The organism is Flavobacterium soyae (assembly GCF_045348165.1).
In the GTDB taxonomy this organism is placed as follows: Bacteria; Bacteroidota; Bacteroidia; order Flavobacteriales; family Flavobacteriaceae; genus Flavobacterium; species Flavobacterium soyae.
In genome coordinates this window covers 4,341,986-4,360,779 of the sequence record NZ_CP150845.1, presented here as the reverse complement: position 1 = coordinate 4,360,779, position 18,794 = coordinate 4,341,986, and the positions used below count along the sequence as shown (strand labels likewise).

General features: G+C 34.2%; 17 protein-coding genes. 6 read left to right on the top strand and 11 right to left on the bottom strand.

All coding sequences use genetic code 11. From position 1 onward, the window contains the following. Window positions 1-69: 69 nt before the first annotated feature. From AABD74_RS18365 to AABD74_RS18355, 3 genes are all read right to left on the bottom strand, one after another. On the bottom strand, window positions 70-1,155 hold the full coding sequence (locus tag AABD74_RS18365) for an efflux RND transporter periplasmic adaptor subunit (RefSeq protein ID WP_406843853.1): 1,086 nt from the start codon (window positions 1,153-1,155) through the stop codon (window positions 70-72). A 118-nt stretch (window positions 1,156-1,273) separates the two neighbouring features. Next, window positions 1,274-4,564, bottom strand: a complete 3,291-nt coding sequence (locus AABD74_RS18360) for an efflux RND transporter permease subunit (protein ID WP_406843852.1) — start codon at window positions 4,562-4,564, stop codon at window positions 1,274-1,276. A gap of 12 nt (window positions 4,565-4,576) precedes the next feature. Beyond that, window positions 4,577-5,962, bottom strand: coding sequence for a TolC family protein (locus tag AABD74_RS18355; RefSeq protein WP_406843851.1), 1,386 nt, complete (start codon window positions 5,960-5,962; stop codon window positions 4,577-4,579). Between the two features lie 162 nt (window positions 5,963-6,124). Between AABD74_RS18355 and AABD74_RS18350 the strand changes: the two genes are divergently transcribed. The 4 genes from AABD74_RS18350 to AABD74_RS18335 all read left to right on the top strand — a co-directional run bounded on the left by AABD74_RS18350 (window position 6,125) and on the right by AABD74_RS18335 (window position 9,107). Further along, window positions 6,125-7,162: a sensor histidine kinase gene (locus AABD74_RS18350; RefSeq protein WP_406843850.1), complete on the top strand. Its 1,038-nt coding sequence runs from the start codon at window positions 6,125-6,127 to the stop codon at window positions 7,160-7,162. Beyond that, on the top strand, window positions 7,162-7,860 hold the full coding sequence (locus AABD74_RS18345; protein WP_232680465.1) for a LytTR family DNA-binding domain-containing protein: 699 nt from the start codon (window positions 7,162-7,164) through the stop codon (window positions 7,858-7,860). The genes AABD74_RS18350 and AABD74_RS18345 overlap by 1 nt, the downstream gene beginning before the upstream one ends. Window positions 7,861-7,948: 88 nt before the next feature. Continuing rightward, complete coding sequence (locus AABD74_RS18340; RefSeq protein ID WP_232680467.1) at window positions 7,949-8,407, top strand: PepSY-like domain-containing protein; 459 nt, start codon at window positions 7,949-7,951, stop codon at window positions 8,405-8,407. A 175-nt stretch (window positions 8,408-8,582) separates the two neighbouring features. Then, window positions 8,583-9,107 carry a hypothetical protein gene (locus tag AABD74_RS18335; protein ID WP_232680469.1) on the top strand — a complete coding sequence of 175 codons (525 nt, stop codon included), beginning with the start codon at window positions 8,583-8,585 and terminating at the stop codon, window positions 9,105-9,107. 89 nt (window positions 9,108-9,196) lie between these two features. Here the strand turns inward: AABD74_RS18335 and AABD74_RS18330 are convergent, their stop codons facing one another. The 8 genes from AABD74_RS18330 to AABD74_RS18295 all read right to left on the bottom strand — a co-directional run bounded on the left by AABD74_RS18330 (window position 9,197) and on the right by AABD74_RS18295 (window position 15,894). Next, window positions 9,197-9,961 carry an SDR family oxidoreductase gene (locus AABD74_RS18330; RefSeq protein WP_232680472.1) on the bottom strand — a complete coding sequence of 255 codons (765 nt, stop codon included), beginning with the start codon at window positions 9,959-9,961 and terminating at the stop codon, window positions 9,197-9,199. A gap of 286 nt (window positions 9,962-10,247) precedes the next feature. Further along, window positions 10,248-10,970 carry an SDR family oxidoreductase gene (locus tag AABD74_RS18325; RefSeq protein ID WP_406843849.1) on the bottom strand — a complete coding sequence of 241 codons (723 nt, stop codon included), beginning with the start codon at window positions 10,968-10,970 and terminating at the stop codon, window positions 10,248-10,250. 310 nt (window positions 10,971-11,280) lie between these two features. Beyond that, window positions 11,281-12,204, bottom strand: a complete 924-nt coding sequence (locus AABD74_RS18320; protein ID WP_406843848.1) for a helix-turn-helix domain-containing protein — start codon at window positions 12,202-12,204, stop codon at window positions 11,281-11,283. A gap of 47 nt (window positions 12,205-12,251) precedes the next feature. Next, the gene (locus AABD74_RS18315) at window positions 12,252-12,815 is read right to left on the bottom strand and encodes a 2'-5' RNA ligase family protein (protein WP_406843847.1); all 564 of its coding nucleotides are present in this window, start codon (window positions 12,813-12,815) and stop codon (window positions 12,252-12,254) included. Window positions 12,816-12,841: 26 nt separating this feature from the next. Then, complete coding sequence (locus tag AABD74_RS18310; protein WP_406843846.1) at window positions 12,842-13,471, bottom strand: alginate export family protein; 630 nt, start codon at window positions 13,469-13,471, stop codon at window positions 12,842-12,844. Window positions 13,472-13,566: 95 nt separating this feature from the next. Beyond that, window positions 13,567-13,770 carry a hypothetical protein gene (locus tag AABD74_RS18305; RefSeq protein ID WP_406843845.1) on the bottom strand — a complete coding sequence of 68 codons (204 nt, stop codon included), beginning with the start codon at window positions 13,768-13,770 and terminating at the stop codon, window positions 13,567-13,569. Window positions 13,771-14,118: 348 nt separating this feature from the next. Next, window positions 14,119-14,433 carry a hypothetical protein gene (locus tag AABD74_RS18300; RefSeq protein ID WP_232680484.1) on the bottom strand — a complete coding sequence of 105 codons (315 nt, stop codon included), beginning with the start codon at window positions 14,431-14,433 and terminating at the stop codon, window positions 14,119-14,121. A 519-nt stretch (window positions 14,434-14,952) separates the two neighbouring features. Next, window positions 14,953-15,894 (bottom strand): prolyl oligopeptidase family serine peptidase, encoded by a 942-nt coding sequence (locus AABD74_RS18295; protein WP_406843844.1) that lies wholly within the window; start codon window positions 15,892-15,894, stop codon window positions 14,953-14,955. 405 nt (window positions 15,895-16,299) lie between these two features. Between AABD74_RS18295 and AABD74_RS18290 the strand changes: the two genes are divergently transcribed. Both AABD74_RS18290 and kduI read left to right on the top strand, forming a co-directional pair. Then, window positions 16,300-17,859, top strand: a complete 1,560-nt coding sequence (locus tag AABD74_RS18290) for an MFS transporter (protein WP_232680488.1) — start codon at window positions 16,300-16,302, stop codon at window positions 17,857-17,859. Window positions 17,860-17,952: 93 nt separating this feature from the next. After that, window positions 17,953-18,792 carry a 5-dehydro-4-deoxy-D-glucuronate isomerase gene (kduI, locus tag AABD74_RS18285; RefSeq protein ID WP_406843843.1) on the top strand — a complete coding sequence of 280 codons (840 nt, stop codon included), beginning with the start codon at window positions 17,953-17,955 and terminating at the stop codon, window positions 18,790-18,792. Window positions 18,793-18,794 lie beyond the last annotated feature (2 nt).

The following is an 18,794-nucleotide window of genomic DNA, read 5'->3' as shown; positions in this document are numbered from 1 at the left end:
GGTTAAATGCTGTCCTTTATGGAATGCGTACAGTTTTTGGTAATCACTAAATTGAAGACTAAACGCAGGTTATTCGTTTATGATATCGCCTTCCTTAGTTTCTTCGCTGGCAATTTTTACCAGTTTATCTTTAAGGCTTAAATCTCCGAAAATTTCGATTTTATCGTCGATTTCTCTTCCTTTTTTAATGTCAACTCTGTTTGCTTTATGATTCACAATTCTAATTACAAACAAACCTTCAGCAGAATTCACTACTGCCGATTTCGGAACTACAAATGTACTGTCTTTCGCGTTAAGCGGTAATAAAACTTCGGCAACCATTCCGGGTAATAAATCTTTTTTTGTATTTATAACATCCATTTCAACACGCTCAGAGCGCAATTTTAAATCTAAAGCACCAGACATTCTGGTAATTTTAGCTTTAAAAGTTTCAGGCAGTGATTTTACATTAAAACTCATTTCGTCGCCTTCGTGTAAATATCCTGTATACAATTCCGGAATAGAAACCGCTAAACGTAATTTATCTTGCTGTTGAATGGTTAATAAAGGCAAATCTGAACCTTTTCCTGCCGGACCAACAAATGTTCCTAAATTCACGTTTCTTGCCGCCACAACGCCATCAAACGGAGCGCGAATTTCCAAATAACCTCTTATAATCGAAACTTCTTTGTGAGCTGCAATTGCGGCTTGGTATTGTGCGTAATCAGAATTCTTTTTTCCGCTTGCCATTTCTAAATCGTTTTTAGAAATCGTTCCTTCAACCTTGCTTGTTTCATACAAACGGTTGTAAGTACTTTTGCTGGTCGCATAAATGGCTTCCATCGATTTTAATCTCGATTCGGCTGCAGCCAGCTGCGAACTGATTTCAGGAGCTTCTAAAACCACTAAAAGCTGTCCTTTTTTTACTTTAGAACCAATATCAACTTTTAAAGTTTTTACGAAACTGCTCACTTTAGCATACAAGTCTACTTGTTGAAAACCAGTTAATTCGGCTGGTAAACGCAATTCTGTTGTTAATTTTTCTTTCGCTAAAAGGAAAGTTTCAACTTTAGGTTCGATTTCTGCTTTCGCAGTTTCTTCTTTTTTCTTTTCACAGCTGCTTAGTGCCACTAAAGCTGTAAACAATATTGCGATTGATTTTATATTATTTTTCATTTTTTGGTTTTATATAAATATGTTTTATAAGTATACGGAAAGTATAAAAGTTTATCGAAGTGTTTTCGCGACGATTGTAACTTTCGACTTTCGACTTTCAACTTTCGACTTTATAACTTTACGACTTTATAACTTTCGACTTACTTATTGATGAGATATAATGGACGCTTTCTTCGTCTTCGGGATCTAAAGAAACAGATTGTGTTGATGTTTTTTCTTGTGCCCAGGCAAAAATCTGAGGAAGAATTAATAATACGGCAAAAGTAGAAAATAATAATCCGCCAATAACCGCTCTTCCTAACGGAGAAACCTGATCGCCGCCTTCACCGTGCCCAATTGCCATAGGTAACATTCCCGCAATCATCGCCACAGAGGTCATGATAATAGGACGAAGACGCAGCGCCGCAGCTTCACGCGCAGATTCTAATGCGTTTCCGTTTCGTTTACGCAGTTGTTCGGCATTTGTGACCAGTAAAACGGCATTGGCAATCGAAACCCCAACCGACATAATGATTCCCATATACGATTGTAAGTTTAACGTAGAACCTGTAAGCGTAAGCATTAATAAAGCTCCTAAAACTACCGCAGGAACCGTTGTTAAAATTACTAATGAAACTTTGAACGACTGGAAATTAGCGGCTAACATTAAGAAGATTACAAAAACGGCAACCAATAATCCTGTTTGTAAACTGCTTAATGTTTCGCTCAATACAGTACTTAACCCAATTGGCGAAATGAACAAACCACGAGGTAATTCGCCTAAAGAACTAATTGTTTTGCCCACATCTTTTGAAGCCGTACCTAAATCGGTCTGGTTGATGTTTGCCGTAACAGTAATGTAAGGCATAGCCCCTAAATTGTCATTTTCACCACTTACAAATGTGGGTGTAATTTTTGCAACGTCACTTAAAACCGGACGAATCGAGTTTCTTAATACCGGAATTTCTCCAATATCAGTTTTGCTTTTCATTTTATTCAAAGGAACCTGAACCTGAACGTTATACGATAATCCCGCTTTTTCATCGACCCACGTATTTTTTTCTGTATATCTTGATGATGAAGTCGAAGCAATAAGCGAACGTGAAATATCATTCATATCAACACCTAATTCTGCCGCACGGGTTCTGTCAATATCAATATTCATTGCCGGATAATGAATTGGCTGACCAATTTGCACATCTCTGAAATACGAAATGGCTTTTAGTTTATCAACAATTTGATTGGCGTACAATTCATTTCGTTTTTTGTCTTTTCCTGCAATTCGAATTTCGATTGGAGTAGGAGAACCCTGGCTTAAAACTTTGTCTGTCAACTCGATTGGTTCAAAAGAAACTTTAGTATTGGGCAGTACTTTTTTAAGTCTTGCTCTAAAATCATCTTTAAACTCATCCATATCAACATGATATTCCTTTAAACTTACTTGGAAAACAGCTTCATGCGAACCCGCCATGAATAAATAAATTGGGTTAATGGAGAATAAAGACGGGTGCTGGCCCACATAAACAGAAGAGATTCCGATATGTTCTTTTCCAACCATTTTCTCCAGCTCCTTTAATACAACTCTGGCTTGTTCTTCTGTTCTTTCTAAACGTGTTCCGTCTGGAGCACGAAGTCTTAATTGAAACTGACTTGAATTGGTTTTTGGGAATACATCTTTGCCAATAAAACCAATAAATACAATCGCTAAAGCTGTAGCAGAAACCAGATATATAATACTTGTCGCTTTTTTGTATGGAAACAAACGGTCTAAAGTTCTCATAAAACGAACCCTGAATCTTTCAAAAAGACTCAATTTTCCGTCATTATTAAAATCTTCTCTTTCAACCATTACTTTTTTCTGGCTGATTAAATCTTTTTCAGATTCAGGAGTTAAACCACAGTCTCTAAATTCTGCTTCATCATCTGTAATTTCTGGGCCATGTTCGTGTTTTTCATGACCTTTCATGATCCAGTTTGCCATTACAGGCACAAAAGTCTGAGATAATAAAAAGGAAATAACCATCGAAAATCCAATCGCTAAAGCCAAAGGCAAGAACAACGCTCCCGGAATACCAACCATTGTAAACGCTGGTGCAAACACGGCAAGAATACAAAGTAAGATCAATAATTTAGGCAATGCAATTTCCTGACACGCATCCCAAATAGCGAGCGCCTTGGGTTTGCCCATATCAAGATGCTGGTGAATATTTTCAATAGTTACCGTACTTTCATCCACCAAAATACCAATTGCCAGAGCCAATCCTGATAAAGACATTAAGTTTATTGTTTGTCCGAATAATTTCAGGAATAAAACTCCAGAAATAATAGAAATAGGAATCGTTAAGATTACGATTAATGCCGCACGTTTATCTCCCAGAAATAATAAAACCATTAATCCCGTTAAAACCGCACCAATAATTCCCTCAGTAATTAAACTTTTAACCGAGTTGATTACATAAACCGACTGGTCAAATTCATACGTAATGTTTACATCTTCAGGAAGTGTACTTTGAATTTTAGGAAGTTCGGCTTTTAATTTCTGAACCACATCCCAAGTCGAAGCGTCACCCGCTTTTGCAATACTAATATAAACCGAACGTTTTCCGTTTACTAAAGCGTAACCCGCCGTAATATCGGCACCATCTTTTACAGAAGCAACATCACCTAATTTTAGATTCTGAACGCCGCCTTTAAATAACGGAATCTGCTCAAAATCCTTAACTTCTTTAATCGTATTATTAGTTGGCGTAATATAGTTTTTGTCGCCCATACGAACATTTCCGGATGGAGCCGTTTGGTTGTTTAAACGAATCGCTTCCACAATTTGATCCGGCGTCATATTATGCGAACGCAATAAATCAGGATCAACGTTAACCTCAATTGTTCTTGGGCTTCCGCCAAAGGGAGCCGGCGATAATAAACCGGGAATCGAAGTAAACGAAGCACGAACATAAACGTTGGCTAAATCCTGTAATTCGTTATTTGACCTAATTTTACTGCTCAAAACCAATTGACCAATTGGCAGTGAAGAAGCATCAAAACGAATGATAAACGGAGGCTGAGTTCCCGGAGGAAAAACCGCCTGAATCCTGTTGGAAAGCGCACTTAACTCGGCAGCAGCCTGAGCCATATTTGTACCTTCATAATAGGTTAATTTCATAATCATTAACCCCTGAATATTTTTGGTTTCTACCGATTTTATACCATTCGAGAAAGGTAAAACATTCACGTAGTTTTTAGCAAAATAAGCTTCCATCTGGTCTGGCGTATAACCTCCAAACGGATGCGCAATATAAATAACCGGCAAATTCATTTTTGGTAAAATATCTACCTTAATGTCTTTGATGGCGCCAATTCCGAAGAAAAATAGACCCGCAACCAATACTAATATGGAAATGGGTTTGCGGAGTGCAAAACGTATTAAATTCATTAGACGTTATAATTAAAATTCATTTATAAATAAGTCAAAATTGCCCGTTGCAGCAACTTTCAGTAAAAACGACTGCCATACATTATTGTTCACAATATCACGATCGATTTCGGCACGATTTAAAGTGTAAATCGTTTGGGTTAAATCGGTTAGATCGGTTAAACCATTTTTGTATAAAGTCGATTTTTGAATGTAAGCTCTTTTAGCCGCATCAACCTGAATGGGCGCTTCGGCATAATTATCAAGAGTAATTTTGATCTTATCTTCGGCAAAAGTCAATTGTGATTTTAATTCTCTGTCTGCCTGATTATATTCTTCCTGTAAAGCCTGAGAAACAAATTTCTGAGCACTTACTTGTTTGCTTGATCTAAAAGGCGTGGTTAAATTCCATGTAATTCCAACTCCAACCAAATAATTGGTACGATCCGGATTTACGCCATCCCAGTAATTTCTGCTAAAAGCATGCTGGTCTGTAGCATAACTATTTTCAAATCCCGAAGCTCTGGTTTGTAAAACTCCAAAAGCACTCATTGTTGGGTAATAAAAACGTTTGTATAATTTAACCTGCTGATTGCTGTAATCGATTTTCGTTTTATAGAATTGCAATAAAGGATGCAGACTATCTGCAGCTGTATTTCCTTTAATTAATTCTTTCGGAATCTGAGTTACAAAAAGAGTATCGGTAACAAAATCCTGAGGCGCAACGCCCATTAAATCGACCAGTTTATTGTTTTGTTCTTTAACGAAATTCTTCGCCAGATTTAAAGCAATTTTAGCTTTAGAAACTTCGGCTGTAGCCAATGTAGAATCTACGCCGGCCAATAATCCGTTTTTAACTCTCGCAACCGCAGTTTTTTTGAAAACCTCTGCACGATCCAGATTTTTTTGCTGCGAGATCAATAATCTCTGGCTTGCCAGTAAATTTAAATAAGCAGCAGAAATTTTGATTTCCTGCTGGAATTTTTCCTGCTGTAAATCTTTTTCTTTGGCCTGAACATCAATTTTAGACAAATTGATTTTTTCCTGTGTTTTTCCGAAGGTGAAAAAATCCCAGTTCATGTTGACCAGATAAAGTGCGCCAAAAGCCGAATTCCAGTTTTGTTCCGGCAGCGGTAATCCTGATGAAGCAACTCCAAGACCTCCAAATCCATAAAGCGGCCCGTTTTGACCGTTTATTGTTCCGTAATCCTGCTGTGCCGATAAGTTAAGGTTAGGCAGATAATCACGTCGAGATTGTTTTAGAGTCTCTTTTGATGCATTGGTGTAATTGTTTTTTGCCCTGATCGAACCGTAATTTTCAAGCCCAGTTTTTACTGCTTCTTTTAAAGAAAGGGTTTGAGAGTAACCGATTGATGCAAAAATCAAGAAAAATAATAAGGTAATTTTTTTGAAATACATAAACTCAAGTGTGAAATTATAGCACAAATTTATTTCTCTTGTACTGATAAAAGTCATGTTAAGTGATGTACTGCAATAGTAAATGACCAATTCAATTGGTCATTTTTTAGAAATGATAATTAAATATTTGTCCGTACTTTGTGAACTATTTAAGTTTAAAAAATGAGCATAAAATTTGATAATATTCTGGATAACAAATGGTGGCAGGAAATTGCCGTCGTCGCGTTTTCCTTTACCATATATACTTTAAAAAACGACTGGATGTTATTTAGTTCTATAACATCTGTTTTAATGGGTATTTTCTTTTATTGCATTTTGTACATGCACGCACAATTCAATCGTTTCTTTCTTTTTCCAATATTATTTAAAACCCGCCGTCCTTTTACTTACCTGGTATTAACGCTTTTTGGAGTTCTTGTTTTCTCGATTGTTTTATATGAGATTACAATGCTGGATATGTTTAGCAGCTGTCATTTGTATCAAAACTCCCATCAAAGAAGTTATTTGTACCAATTAGCCAGCGTTTTGGGAACTTTGGTTTGTATTTTAAGCCCGATTATTGTTTTTAAATTCTACAGAATACACAGAAAACGTACCGAAGAAGCTTTGTTATTCAACCAAATGCAGTTGAATTCGTTAAAAGGACAATTGAACCCGCATTTCTTATTTAATACTTTTAATACGCTTTACGGAATTAGTCTGGAATTCCCGGACAGAACACCGGATTTAATCATGAAAGTTTCGCAGTTAATGCGTTACCAATTAGAGAGTAACAGCAAACAATGCGTATCTTTAGAAGACGAATTAGAGTTTATAAACAGTTATGTACAGCTGGAAAAAGAGCGTGTTGGGTATCGCTGTGATATTACTTTGGATTCTAAAGTTGACAATGAAAATGCATATAAAATTTCGCCGATGCTTTTAATTGCTTTTATTGAAAATGCTTTTAAACACGGAACCTGCGCAATTGAAAAATGCTTCGTCCAGATTTTTATTACGGTAGAAGACGGACAGCTGCATCTTCATGTAGTGAACTCAATTCCAACAAAGAAAACAGATGTTGTTTCGACTAAAATTGGTTTAAAAAATACGATTGAAAGACTGAATTTGATTTTCGGGAAAAACTATACACTCGACATTCAGGAGAACAAAAACACTTATATTGTTGATTTAAAACTGCAGTTGAAAAGATTTGCATAATGAGAGATCCTAAAAAATGCATTATTGTTGATGATGAGCCGGCGGCGCATTATGTTTTAGCTAATTATATAAAACAAAATCCGCAGTTAGAATTGGTTTTTCAGGGATATAATGGGATTGAAGCAATGGATTATCTCAGGGAAAATAAAGTCGATTTGATGTTTTTGGATATTAATATGCCTGAGATTTCAGGAATGGAATTATTAAAGATTATTCCCAATCATCCTAAAACAATTTTAACGACAGCTTATTCTGAATTTGCACTCGAAAGTTACGATTACGGCGTAATTGATTATTTACTGAAACCTATTTATTTCCCCAGATTTTTAAAAGCTGTTGACCGTTTTTTCTCTACAGAAAATGTAAAAACTAAAGAAGAAGAAATAGTGGTAAACAAAGTAAGTGTTAAAGTCGACGGTTATTTTATTGATATTGAATTAGACCAGCTTTTGTATGCACAGAGTTTTGGAAACTATGTGAAACTGCATACTGCAAAACGAATTTATCTGGCTTCAATTACAACAACTGAGCTTGAAAAATGCCTGCCGGAAAAGAATTTTATCCGAATTCATAAATCTTTTATTGTATCGCTGGACAAAATTGAAGCAACAGAAAAAGATTTTGTAATGATTAAAAATGAAAAACTGCCTGTTGGAATAACCTACAAAAGGGAATTGACGGACAGATTAAAAAAGTAGCATTTTTTTTATTAAAAAATATTTGGATTTCATTTTAAAAGTAATAATTTTAATACGTTATTTAGGTTTTAATTTAATAGTCAAGATCATGAAAAAAGTATTATTACTGCTGGTTTTATTTTACTGCAGTTATTTAAGTGCTCAAAATGAAGTAGTAACACCGCCGGAAAAAGTACGATTTACTTTTGAAAAAGAATACCCCAATAAAGCTGCTGTCTGGTCTATAGATTATGTTGGCGATGACAATGACGAAATTAGGTACGAAGCAAAATTTAATACAGACAAGAATACCAAAGCTCTTGCGGTTTATGATAATTTAGGAATTTTAAAAGCATATGAATTGCAAATTCCGCTAAGTCAATTACCTCAAAAAGCACAGAGTTATTTAAAGAAAAATTATGCACCAAAAGCGATTAAGGAAATCGCTGTGATAGTAAATGATAAAAATAAAACCACTTATGAAGTGGGTATTGAAAAAGACTCCAGATTTTATGATGTTGTTTTCGATCAAAATGGAGGTTTTGATGTAATCATCGAAAAAAATTAAAAAGTACACTTACTAATTCAATTATATTTAAAACGGCAAACCCGACAAGTTTAAAGCTTGTTGGGTTTTGTTTTTTCTATTAGAAAATATTCTAATAATTTAATTTTTTAGTTAATTATAAATGTAGTAATTTTACTACTTTATTTACATTGTGTTTAATTTTATAAATATTACTATGAAAAAACTTTTATTATTTAAAACCTTACTATGCTTTAATTTTTTAATAGGGCAGCAAAGTATCCTGCTTCCTTCAGAAAATATAGTAAAGGCATTTGAAAAACAATATCCACAGAAAAAACCAATTTGGTCTATGGAATATGGCAAGAATGAAAATGATATTTATTTTGCAGCAAAATTTACAACTACAGGCAAAACACAGGCATATGCAGTTTATGATAGTGATGCAAATTTTAAAGCTTACAAAGAACAGATCTCAAGCGCTAAATTACCACAAGCAGTACTGGCTTATCTGGATGCTAATTACCCTGCTAAATCAACCGCAAAATCAAGTTCAAAATCAAAAAGTAAGTCAAAAACTAAAACTAAAGCAGCACCCGCTGCACCTGTAAGAGAAGCTTATTCTGTTGTTGATGCTAAAAACAAAACAACTTATGAGGTGAAAGCTGTAAAAGATGGAAAAAATTATAATCTCATTTTTGATACAGATGGGAACTTAATTAAAACAATTCAAATAGGTTAAAAAAATACTCGTTTACAACAGCAAACCCGACAGGTTTTTATCCCGAGGTTTCGGGGACTGTCGGGTTTAATTCTTAACGTAAATAAGATTTACAAATTCATTCCGCCAGAAGCTTCAATACGCTGCGCATTTACCCAGCGTGCATCTTCTGTGCATAAAAAGGCAACAACACCGCCAATATCGTCTGGTAAACCAACTCTTCCTAAAGCTGTAATTGAGGCTAAGTTTTTGTTTAATTGTTCGTTATCACGAACAACGCCTCCGCCAAAATCAGTTTCAATCGCACCCGGAGCAACAACATTTGCCCTGATTTTTCTTTCGCCTAATTCTTTTGCCTGATATTTTGTTAACGTCTCGATTGCACCTTTCATAGAAGCATAAGCGGCATAACCTGGAAATGAAAATCTGGCTAAACCAGTTGAAATATTTACAATTCCGCCGCCGTCGTTCATTACGTTCAAAGCTTTTTGAGTTAAGAAAAACGGGCCTTTAAATTGAATATTAGTCAATTGGTCAAACTCTGCTTCAGTAGTTCCTGCGAATGAATTATGAATTCCAATTCCGGCATTGTTTACTAAAAAATCAAATTTATCAGTATTGAAAATGCTTTTTAAAGTCGAAGAAATACTTTCAAAAAAGCTATCAAAAGTATGAGAATCTCCTACATTCAATTGAAGTGATGCCGCTTTTTGACCTAAACTTTCAATTTCTTTTACAACTGCGTCTGCTTCTTCTTTTTTGCTGTTATAAGTAATGATAACGTCAAGTCCTTTTTTTGCAATTGCAATTGCCATATTTTTCCCTAAACCTCTGCTTCCTCCTGTAACCAGAGCTATTTTTGTATTTACTGCCATATTTATTTAATTGTAAATTGTTAATTATTAATTGTGAATTGTTTTTTTCTGTCAGTCTGAGCGAAGTCGAAGATCCCGCACAGTATGATTTTTTTTAAACACATAGAAACATAGGTTTTATTTTGATTTGAAAAGATTATAAAAAGAAACTAGTTTCTAACTCATAGCGATGTGTTTAGTTGTCTTTATAATTTCTTGTTGCTATTTCTCTGTTTGTTTAGATAAAATGAAATGCCTTTTATGCGTTTACAATAACTATGTTTCTATGTGTTTAAATAAAAATTAATTAAGAGTGCATTGCATTAAAATGATTTCTCAAATCTTCTGCGCTTGCGTTTAATCTCGTTTCGCTGGTTCCAAAAGTAAGTTCCGGTTTTCCATCTTTTAATTGTTCAAAAATAGATTCGATAAAACTGCTTACGCTTGGATGTGCATCGTGTAAACCAACTCCGCCAAGGTCTGTATTCAATGCAGGTGGAATAATTTCGATTACTTCGATATTTTTAGCTTTTAATAAATGACGAAGAGAAAGCGTAAACGATCTAAAAAATGCTTTTGTAGCCGAATAAACCGGAACTTTTGCAAAAGGCGAAAATGCCAGTCCAGAAGTTACATTCATTACTGTTGTTAAAGATTTCAATTCAATAAATAGGGAAGTTAAATGCAGCGGCGCTTCAATATTAGTGTTGATTTCTGCCTTCATGCTTTCGTAGAAATCAGCATCTGTAACAGAAACCCATTTTTGAATTCCCGCGTTGTTAATTAATACGTTTAAATCAGGATGATTTTCTGTAATCCATTTATAAAGTGCGATTCTCTCTTCTTCTAAAGATAAGTCACATACTTTTGTGATTACGGAAGGAAATTTTGCTTTTGCTTCATTTAAAACAGATTCTCTTCTGCCGCAGATAATTACAGTATTATTTTCCTGAATAAATCTTTCAGTAAGTCCAAGTCCAATTCCGCTTGCACCGCCTGTTATTAAAATTTTGTTGTTTGATAAATTCATCTTTTCGATCTTTTAAATTGATAAGACAAAGGTAGGAGTGAAGTAGTGTTGGGGAATTGTAAATATCAAACCGATGTTTGCGAAATTCAAATCAGATGTAAATGAAATTCCAATTTTTTAAAATTCCAAATTCCAATTCTGATTATTACTCGCTTAAATAAAAATTCTCATTTTATGTCATCCTGAGCGAAGTCGAAGGACACGCAAAGTAGGACGTACTGTATGGACTCAGCATGAGATCCTTCGACTTCGCTCAGGAGGACAAGCTTTGCGACAATCTAAAATCTAAACTCTGCAATCTAAAATAATTCTACAATCTAAAAGCCAGCGGCGTTAAAGTAGTTTGTTTTTTAAAAAAGTTAGAAAAATGTGCTAATTCCTCAAAACCAAGAGAATAAGCGATTTCAGAAATATTCCAATCCGTTTGTTTTAAAAGGATTTTTGCTTCGTTTGTTAATCTTGTGCTGATTAATTCAGTTGTGGTTTTTCCGGTATTTTCTTTTAAAACCTTATTTAAATGATTGACGTGAACAGATAATCTCGCCGCAAAATCCTTTGCAGTTCTTAATTCTAATCGCTGGTGCGGAGATTCTATTGGGAATTGTCTTTCTAATAATTCTGCAAATAAAGAGGAAACTCTCGCAGCAGAATTATGTTTTGAATACAGAGCAGTTATAGGCTGTAATTTTTGCCCGAAGTGAATTAGTTCAGCCACATAATTTCTGATTAAATCATATTTATAGATATAATCGGAATTAATTTCTTTTTGTATTTTATTGAAAATCAATGCAACTTCTTCGACTTCTTCATCTGATAATTGAAAAATAGGATAACCGTCTGAGGCAAAAATAGGAAGTTCGTCTAAGTCGATTCCGCTTTTGGCTTTTGATAAAAATTCACTTGTAAAAACGCAAAACTGTCCAGATTGGCTGGTGTCTTGCGGAACGTAATTGTATGGGATTTTTGGTGTAGCAAATAACAATCCTTGTTTTTCTATTTCGATTACTTTATCAGCATATTCGGCTCTGTTATGACCTCTTATTAAACTTATTTTGTAATAAGCTCTTCTGTCATAAGGCATAACTGATTTTCCCTGAAGTCGTTCCAGAAGTTCTTTTATATCAAAAACATTAAAATGACCAATCTCTTTTTGAATGTCATTTGGCAGTAGTGAATTAGGTTCAACCGTTGAGCCTTCGGTAATATCCTGATAAAATGAATCTAGGGATTTCATAAGTGTGAATTGTAAAATTCAAATATACGAAAAAACAAGCTTTGCGGTTAAAAAAGACTCCCCTGAACAAACTCTGGCTGTGCATTTCCATTAAAAGAAAAAGTATCAATTACAAAAAACTGTTTTTTAACAGGATCAAGTTCTCGAAGTACAATTTCCTTGCATGAAAAATCAATATCGATTGTAGTGAAAAGCTGTGATGCTATTTTAAGATTTTCAGGCGTTAATTTTCTGCCGATGGACAAGTGCGGATCGTCACTTTTTTTAAGTTTTAAAGGTTTTAAAGATTCCTGAATCTTTTTCATAATGGGTTTCAGGTTATTTTTTGATTCTTCATTTGGAGCTATATAGAATGCTCCGGCATTGTCATACGAACCAAAATGATCTAAATGAACTTGGAAAGGAGTAAAAGTATCACAAACTTTAAAAAGCTTTTGTTTGTATTTATCAATTTCAGATTCAGTAATTGTGAATTCGCAAATTGTAATATGCCCAACAGAATTACTGCTGTTGTACCAATCAATTTTGCTTTTTAAATAATCCTTCATCGTTTTGATGGAATCAATGACATCTTGTGAAGGATAAATGGCAGCAGAATACTTTTTCTCCATATATTTGGATTTTGAGTTACACAAATTTAGAGTTTAAATTGTGCTTTCAAAGCGGTATAAAAATAATCTTTTCCAGATCCGGTTTCTTTTAAAAATGCACCTGCATCAAACCAGGCTCTTTCAACAGAAACGGTTAAAAAAGGATTTACATTATAATCAAAATTTGCAATTAATTGAGTTCCTATAAAACGTTCGGTTGTGTTGTCCCCAGAATATGAAAGCTGCATGTTGGGGGCATATAAACTGCCGTGAATAGAACTTCTCCGGAAAACATCATAATCAATTTGGAAGCCTAATTTTTCGGTTAAATCTAAAGCAATTGACAGGTGAATGTTAATTAAGTTTGATGGGCCAATTAAGCCGGCTAAACCGAAATAAGCGCCTTTTTGATACAACGGATTAAAAGCCTGTAATTTATTGCCATTACTGTTTTTATCTCCGGAAATGAATTCGGTTTTTAAACCAATTCCTGGATTGAATTTTACATTTTCAAAAGTATACGATGTGTTAGATGAAAGTGTCCACGCGGAAATATTTTGAGTATTGATTTTTCCGAATTGGTACAATCCTTCAAAATCATATTTCCAGTTTCCTTTTGTTTTCCAAATTCTTGTTCCTAGTAGAATGTCTGGTTTCTTCGCCAATAGCGTTATCAAAAACGGCGTGATTTTTCATAAACCTAAATAATACAAATCGATATTTTGAATAAATAAAGTTAACTGCTGATTTTTAGTTTGAATAAAATCAACATCTAATATGCCTGATGAAAATTGAGTTCGTTTTCATCAACCGGACTCGGATAAATTTTACTATTTGCTAAACTGCTTTGGAATTCAATAAAAGTTCTGAATCTTTCTAAATGAATATTGGCATTTAGTAAGTATCTTGACGATAAATAGCTGTCGCCGCCAGAGGTTTCATCGCAGCTTTTGGGAAACTGTTTTTTGTTGTGCATTTGCAGAAAAAATGATCAATAATCGGGATGTATTTTTCATATTAGTTTTTTTGGTAACCTCCAAAGTAATTTACAGGACTCCAATCTGGAATTGCTTTTGGTGCTTTTTGGGCAAAGGTTCTAAATTCATTATCAGCGAAATAAAAATGACACACTGATTTTACTGATTTGCTTTGCAAAGACGCAGATTTACACAGATTTTTATTTATGCTGATTAATAAGTTTTAAATCCGTTTTTATCCGCGTTTTCGTGATAGAGAATCCGTTTCATCTGCGTTCAACTAGATTTTCGGACTTGGTTTTTGAGAAAATCCAATAATGAATTTTAAAATAGAAAAATACTGGTACCTAAATTTTTCCTTTTAGATGTAATCGGTGGAGAATTTCTGATTTTAATAAACCGCTTCCTCCGCCAAAATGTTCAATTACTTCAACTTCCGGCTGCTGTTTTAAGCAAAATGAAGTAAATTCTTTTTCGATATGGTCTTCGATTCCGGAACTCAAAAGAACAACATCGATTTTGTTATTTTGAAAATATTCCTGAGCTTCTTTTTCATTGTTGAAAGAAACTGCATTCCAATCTTCATATGCGTTTACAAGGCGAAGTAAAATGGCCAGAATCGCTTCATTTTTTCCGAGTAATAAGAATTCAAGAGTTTTCATTTTTTTTCTTTTTAAAGTTTCTAAGATACTGAGGTTCTAAGATTGTAAGTTTTCTTTTCTATTTGTTTCAGTTTTTGACAGAACTTGTAATCTACTATGCAAATTTATTTCTTTCATTACGGTTTCAACTTAATCTAGAACAAGAAAGGTTCTAAGCTTTAAAAAAAAACTTAGAACCTCAGAATCTTAGAACCTTAGCAGATTTTAAAAAAAATATACGGGAAACCCGTAATGGGGGCTCAAAAGGCTGTATTAGATTTGTCCTGTTGAGATTCTGAGATAATGATTTACGTACTGCTTTTTAAATTATTTCTGTTAAAAGATCTTAATGGTTAAACTGTTTTTGGAGAAAACAATTTTTTTAATTTTTTAAAAATTTGACATATTCACTTTATCATGGGTAACTTGTAGAAATTTGCAAATAATACAACAAATGTCTAAATTTTTTATAGGTTTTTAGATTAGGGTACTACTTAGCCCCTATCTAAAAGCCTTTTTTTTGCTTAATATTTTTTGATTTTAGTTGTAGCCGTTTGCTCTTAGCCATTCTTCGCAGTCTCTTGTCCAATATTTGCTGGTATCGTTTACGCCTAAACCAAAACCATGGCCTCCTTTTTCATATAAATGTAACTCCGCGGTAACACCATTTTTTTTAAGCGCTAAATAATAATCAATACTGTTTTCCGGTAAAACGACCGTATCATCTGTGGCGTGGATTAAAAAAGCGGGAGGCGTTTTTGCTGTAACTTTCTTTTCGTTTGAAAATGAATCAATTAAATCTTGTGAAGCATTATTTCCCAATAAATTAATCTGTGATCCCTTGTGCGTAATATCATTTTGCATTGAAATTACAGGATAAATCAAAAGAGAAAAATCTGGTCGCGCACTTACTTTGTAGACAGATTCATAGACTTTATCATCATAATGAGTAGACAGGGCAGCAGCTAAATGTCCGCCGGCAGAAAAGCCTAAAATTCCAATTTTGTTTGGATCAATGTTCCATTTTGCTGCATTTTGTCTTACGCAGCGAACCGCTTCCTGTGCGTCTTGCAATGGGCCAACGTTTTTGTTTTTCATTATTAAATCACTTGGAAGCCGGTATTTCAATACAAAAGCCGGAATACCTAAACTATTAAACCATTGTGCAGCTTTTGTACCTTCTTTATCAATCGCTAAATGCTGGTATCCGCCGCCGGGAAGAATAATTACTGCAGTCTGATTTGGTTTTGTTACATTAGGGAAAAACGCTGTTAAAGTAGGAATTGTAACTAAACTGGTACTTTGTACTTTTCCCTCATTAGTGATTTCTTTCTCTTTATAATCTGCTGCTTTAATTTCATCAGGAATTTTATTCCAAAGCGGAATTACCTGATTCTGCGCATTGATATTGAACTGTATAGCTGTAAAAAGCGTGAAAGCTAATACAGTTTGTTGAAAATATTGATTTTTTGATTTTTTCAATGTTAAATTTAATTAGTTGTTTTACAATTGTTTACTCGTTTGTTCCGGCTGGTTTACAAATTTCGATTTGAATAAATGAAAGATAAATAATAACAATTTGAATGGGATAAAATCCTGGGACAATTTTACTCCTAAATAAGGATAAATTTCGCCTGTTAGCTTTTAACAAATATATTGTTTAATGTTTAATTTTGAGTTCTTTTTTTTGTGCAATGTCTTAAATTTGATACATAAAATAATTTTATATATAATTTATTTGGAATATAAAGATTAAAAACTATATTTGTGCAATCGATTACATTATTGCAGTTCTATAATTTTAATCTGTTGATTCTAATGTGTTTAAATTATGCATTTTGTGTATAGATTTTAAAATTAAAATATCTAACTATAATAACCATAAACATGAGTCAAACCGATGCTGTTACAGTAAATCAAAGTATTAAATCTGCAGGAAGATATCGCTGGAGTATATGTGCACTGTTGTTTTTTGCAACTACAATTAATTATCTCGACAGACAAGTTCTTTCGTTAACCTGGAGTGATTTTATTGCGCCGGAGTTTCATTGGACAAACAATGATTACGGAAATATAACAGCACTATTTTCTATTTTTTATGCCGTTTCTTTATTGTTCGCAGGACGATTTGTAGATTGGTTAGATACTAAAAAAGGATTTCTATGGGCAATTGGTATTTGGTCTGTAGGAGCTTGTTTACATGCTTTTTGCGGTATTGCAACTTCTGGAATTATAACAGGTAACTGGTTAGTTGGTTTTGAAGGATCAAAAGAAATAATAAGTACTCTAAGCGATACCGGAAAAGTTATTAATGTAAGTGTTACATTGTTTATTTTCGCCCGCTTTATTTTAGCAGTTGGTGAGGCTGGAAATTTTCCTGCTGCAATTAAAACCACTGCCGAATATTTTCCTAAAAAAGACCGTGCCTTTTCTACCAGTATCTTTAATGCTGGTGCTACTGTTGGTGCATTGGCAGCTCCAATTTCAATTCCTTTTATTGCAAAATCATTTGGATGGGAAATGGCGTTTATTATCATTGGGGCATTAGGCTTTATCTGGATGGGATTCTGGATTTTTATGTACGATAAACCAGAAAGACATAAAAGAGTAAGTGCAGAAGAATTGGCTTATATCCAGCAGGATGATATAGCAGACAGTAAAATAGAAGGTTATGTTCCTGAAACAACTTCAAAAGTATCTTTTGCAGACTGTTTTAAATACAAACAAACCTGGGCTTTTGCATTTGGTAAATTCATGACAGATGGTGTTTGGTGGTTCTTTTTATTTTGGACTCCGGCCTATTTAAGTTCTGTTTATAAAATGGATTCAACAGAGGCAGCTTTACCATTATTTGTACTTTATTTGATTACTTTATTATCAATTATTGGCGGATGGCTTCCAACTTATTTTGTTGAAAAGAAAGGGATGAACCCTTACGAAGGAAGAATGAGAGCTATGCTGATATTTGCTTTCTTTCCGTTATTAGCTTTAATCGCACAGCCTTTAGGATATATCAGTTATTGGGTTCCTATCATTATTATCGGAATCGCAGGAGCGGCGCATCAATCATGGTCGGCTAATATTTTTACAACTGTTGGTGATATGTTTCCTAAAAAAGCTATTGCAACAATTACAGGAATTGGAGGTTTAGCAGGAGGTCTTGGGTCAACCTTGATTAATAAAGGTTCGGGAGTATTATTTGATTATGCCCATAAAGCATTTACAACTGTAAACGGGCAGCCGTTTTTAGAGAAATTCCCGCAATTTGTTACACAGCCTATACCGGAAACTTTTTTTAAAGAGTTAGAGAAAAACGGCGCAGTAATTTATGATGGAATCAATACAGGATATATGATTATTTTCTCAATCTGTGCCGTGTGTTATTTAATTGGCTGGACTGTAATGAAAACTTTAGTTCCAAAATACAGCCCAATTACTAATCTGTAGTTTAGCTTTATTTAAAATATTTTTATGTTTGAATTATGCTTTTTTCAATATAAAAAATTAATTTTGTGCAATCGATTACATTAAAATAAAATTATGACAAAATATAGTTCAAGATACGCGTCAAGCCCAGAAGCAGTTAAAAAATACGATACACAGCAGTTAAGAGAAGAATTCTTAATTGATGACTTAATGCAGGAAGATGAAATTGTATTGGTTTATTCGCATTACGACAGATACATTGCTGGTTCTGCAGTTCCTGTAAAAGATGATTTAACTCTGGAAACAATCGATCCGCTTAAAGCGCCGTATTTTTTAGAAAGAAGAGAAATAGGAATTATTAATGTTGGAGGAAGCGGTTCTGTAATAGTTGAAGGAACATCTTACGAACTTGGTTTTAAAGATGCCTTGTACATTGGAAGCGGTAATAAAGAAGTGATCTTCAAAAGTGCTGACAGCAAAAATCCGGCTAAATTTTACATCAACTCTGCACCGGCTCACACGACTTACCCAACGGTAAAAGTAAGTTTGGCAGAAGCAAATAAATTAGAATTAGGTACGATGGAAACTGCCAATCACCGTACAGTAAACCAAATGATTATTGGAAGCGTTGTAACAACCTGCCAATTGCAGATGGGAATGACGGAATTAAGACCGGGAAGTGTTTGGAATACTATGCCGGCGCACGTACATGACCGCAGAATGGAAGTTTATTTTTATTTGGATATTCCGGAAAATCAGGCCGTTTGTCACTTTATGGGACAGCCGCAGGAAACAAGACATATCTGGATGAACAATCATCAGGCAGTTATTTCTCCGCCCTGGTCAATTCACTCAGGTTCAGGAACCAGTAATTATACCTTTATCTGGGGAATGGCGGGTGAAAACTTAGATTACGGAGATATGGATGTTTGTAAAATCACTGATTTAAGATAAAA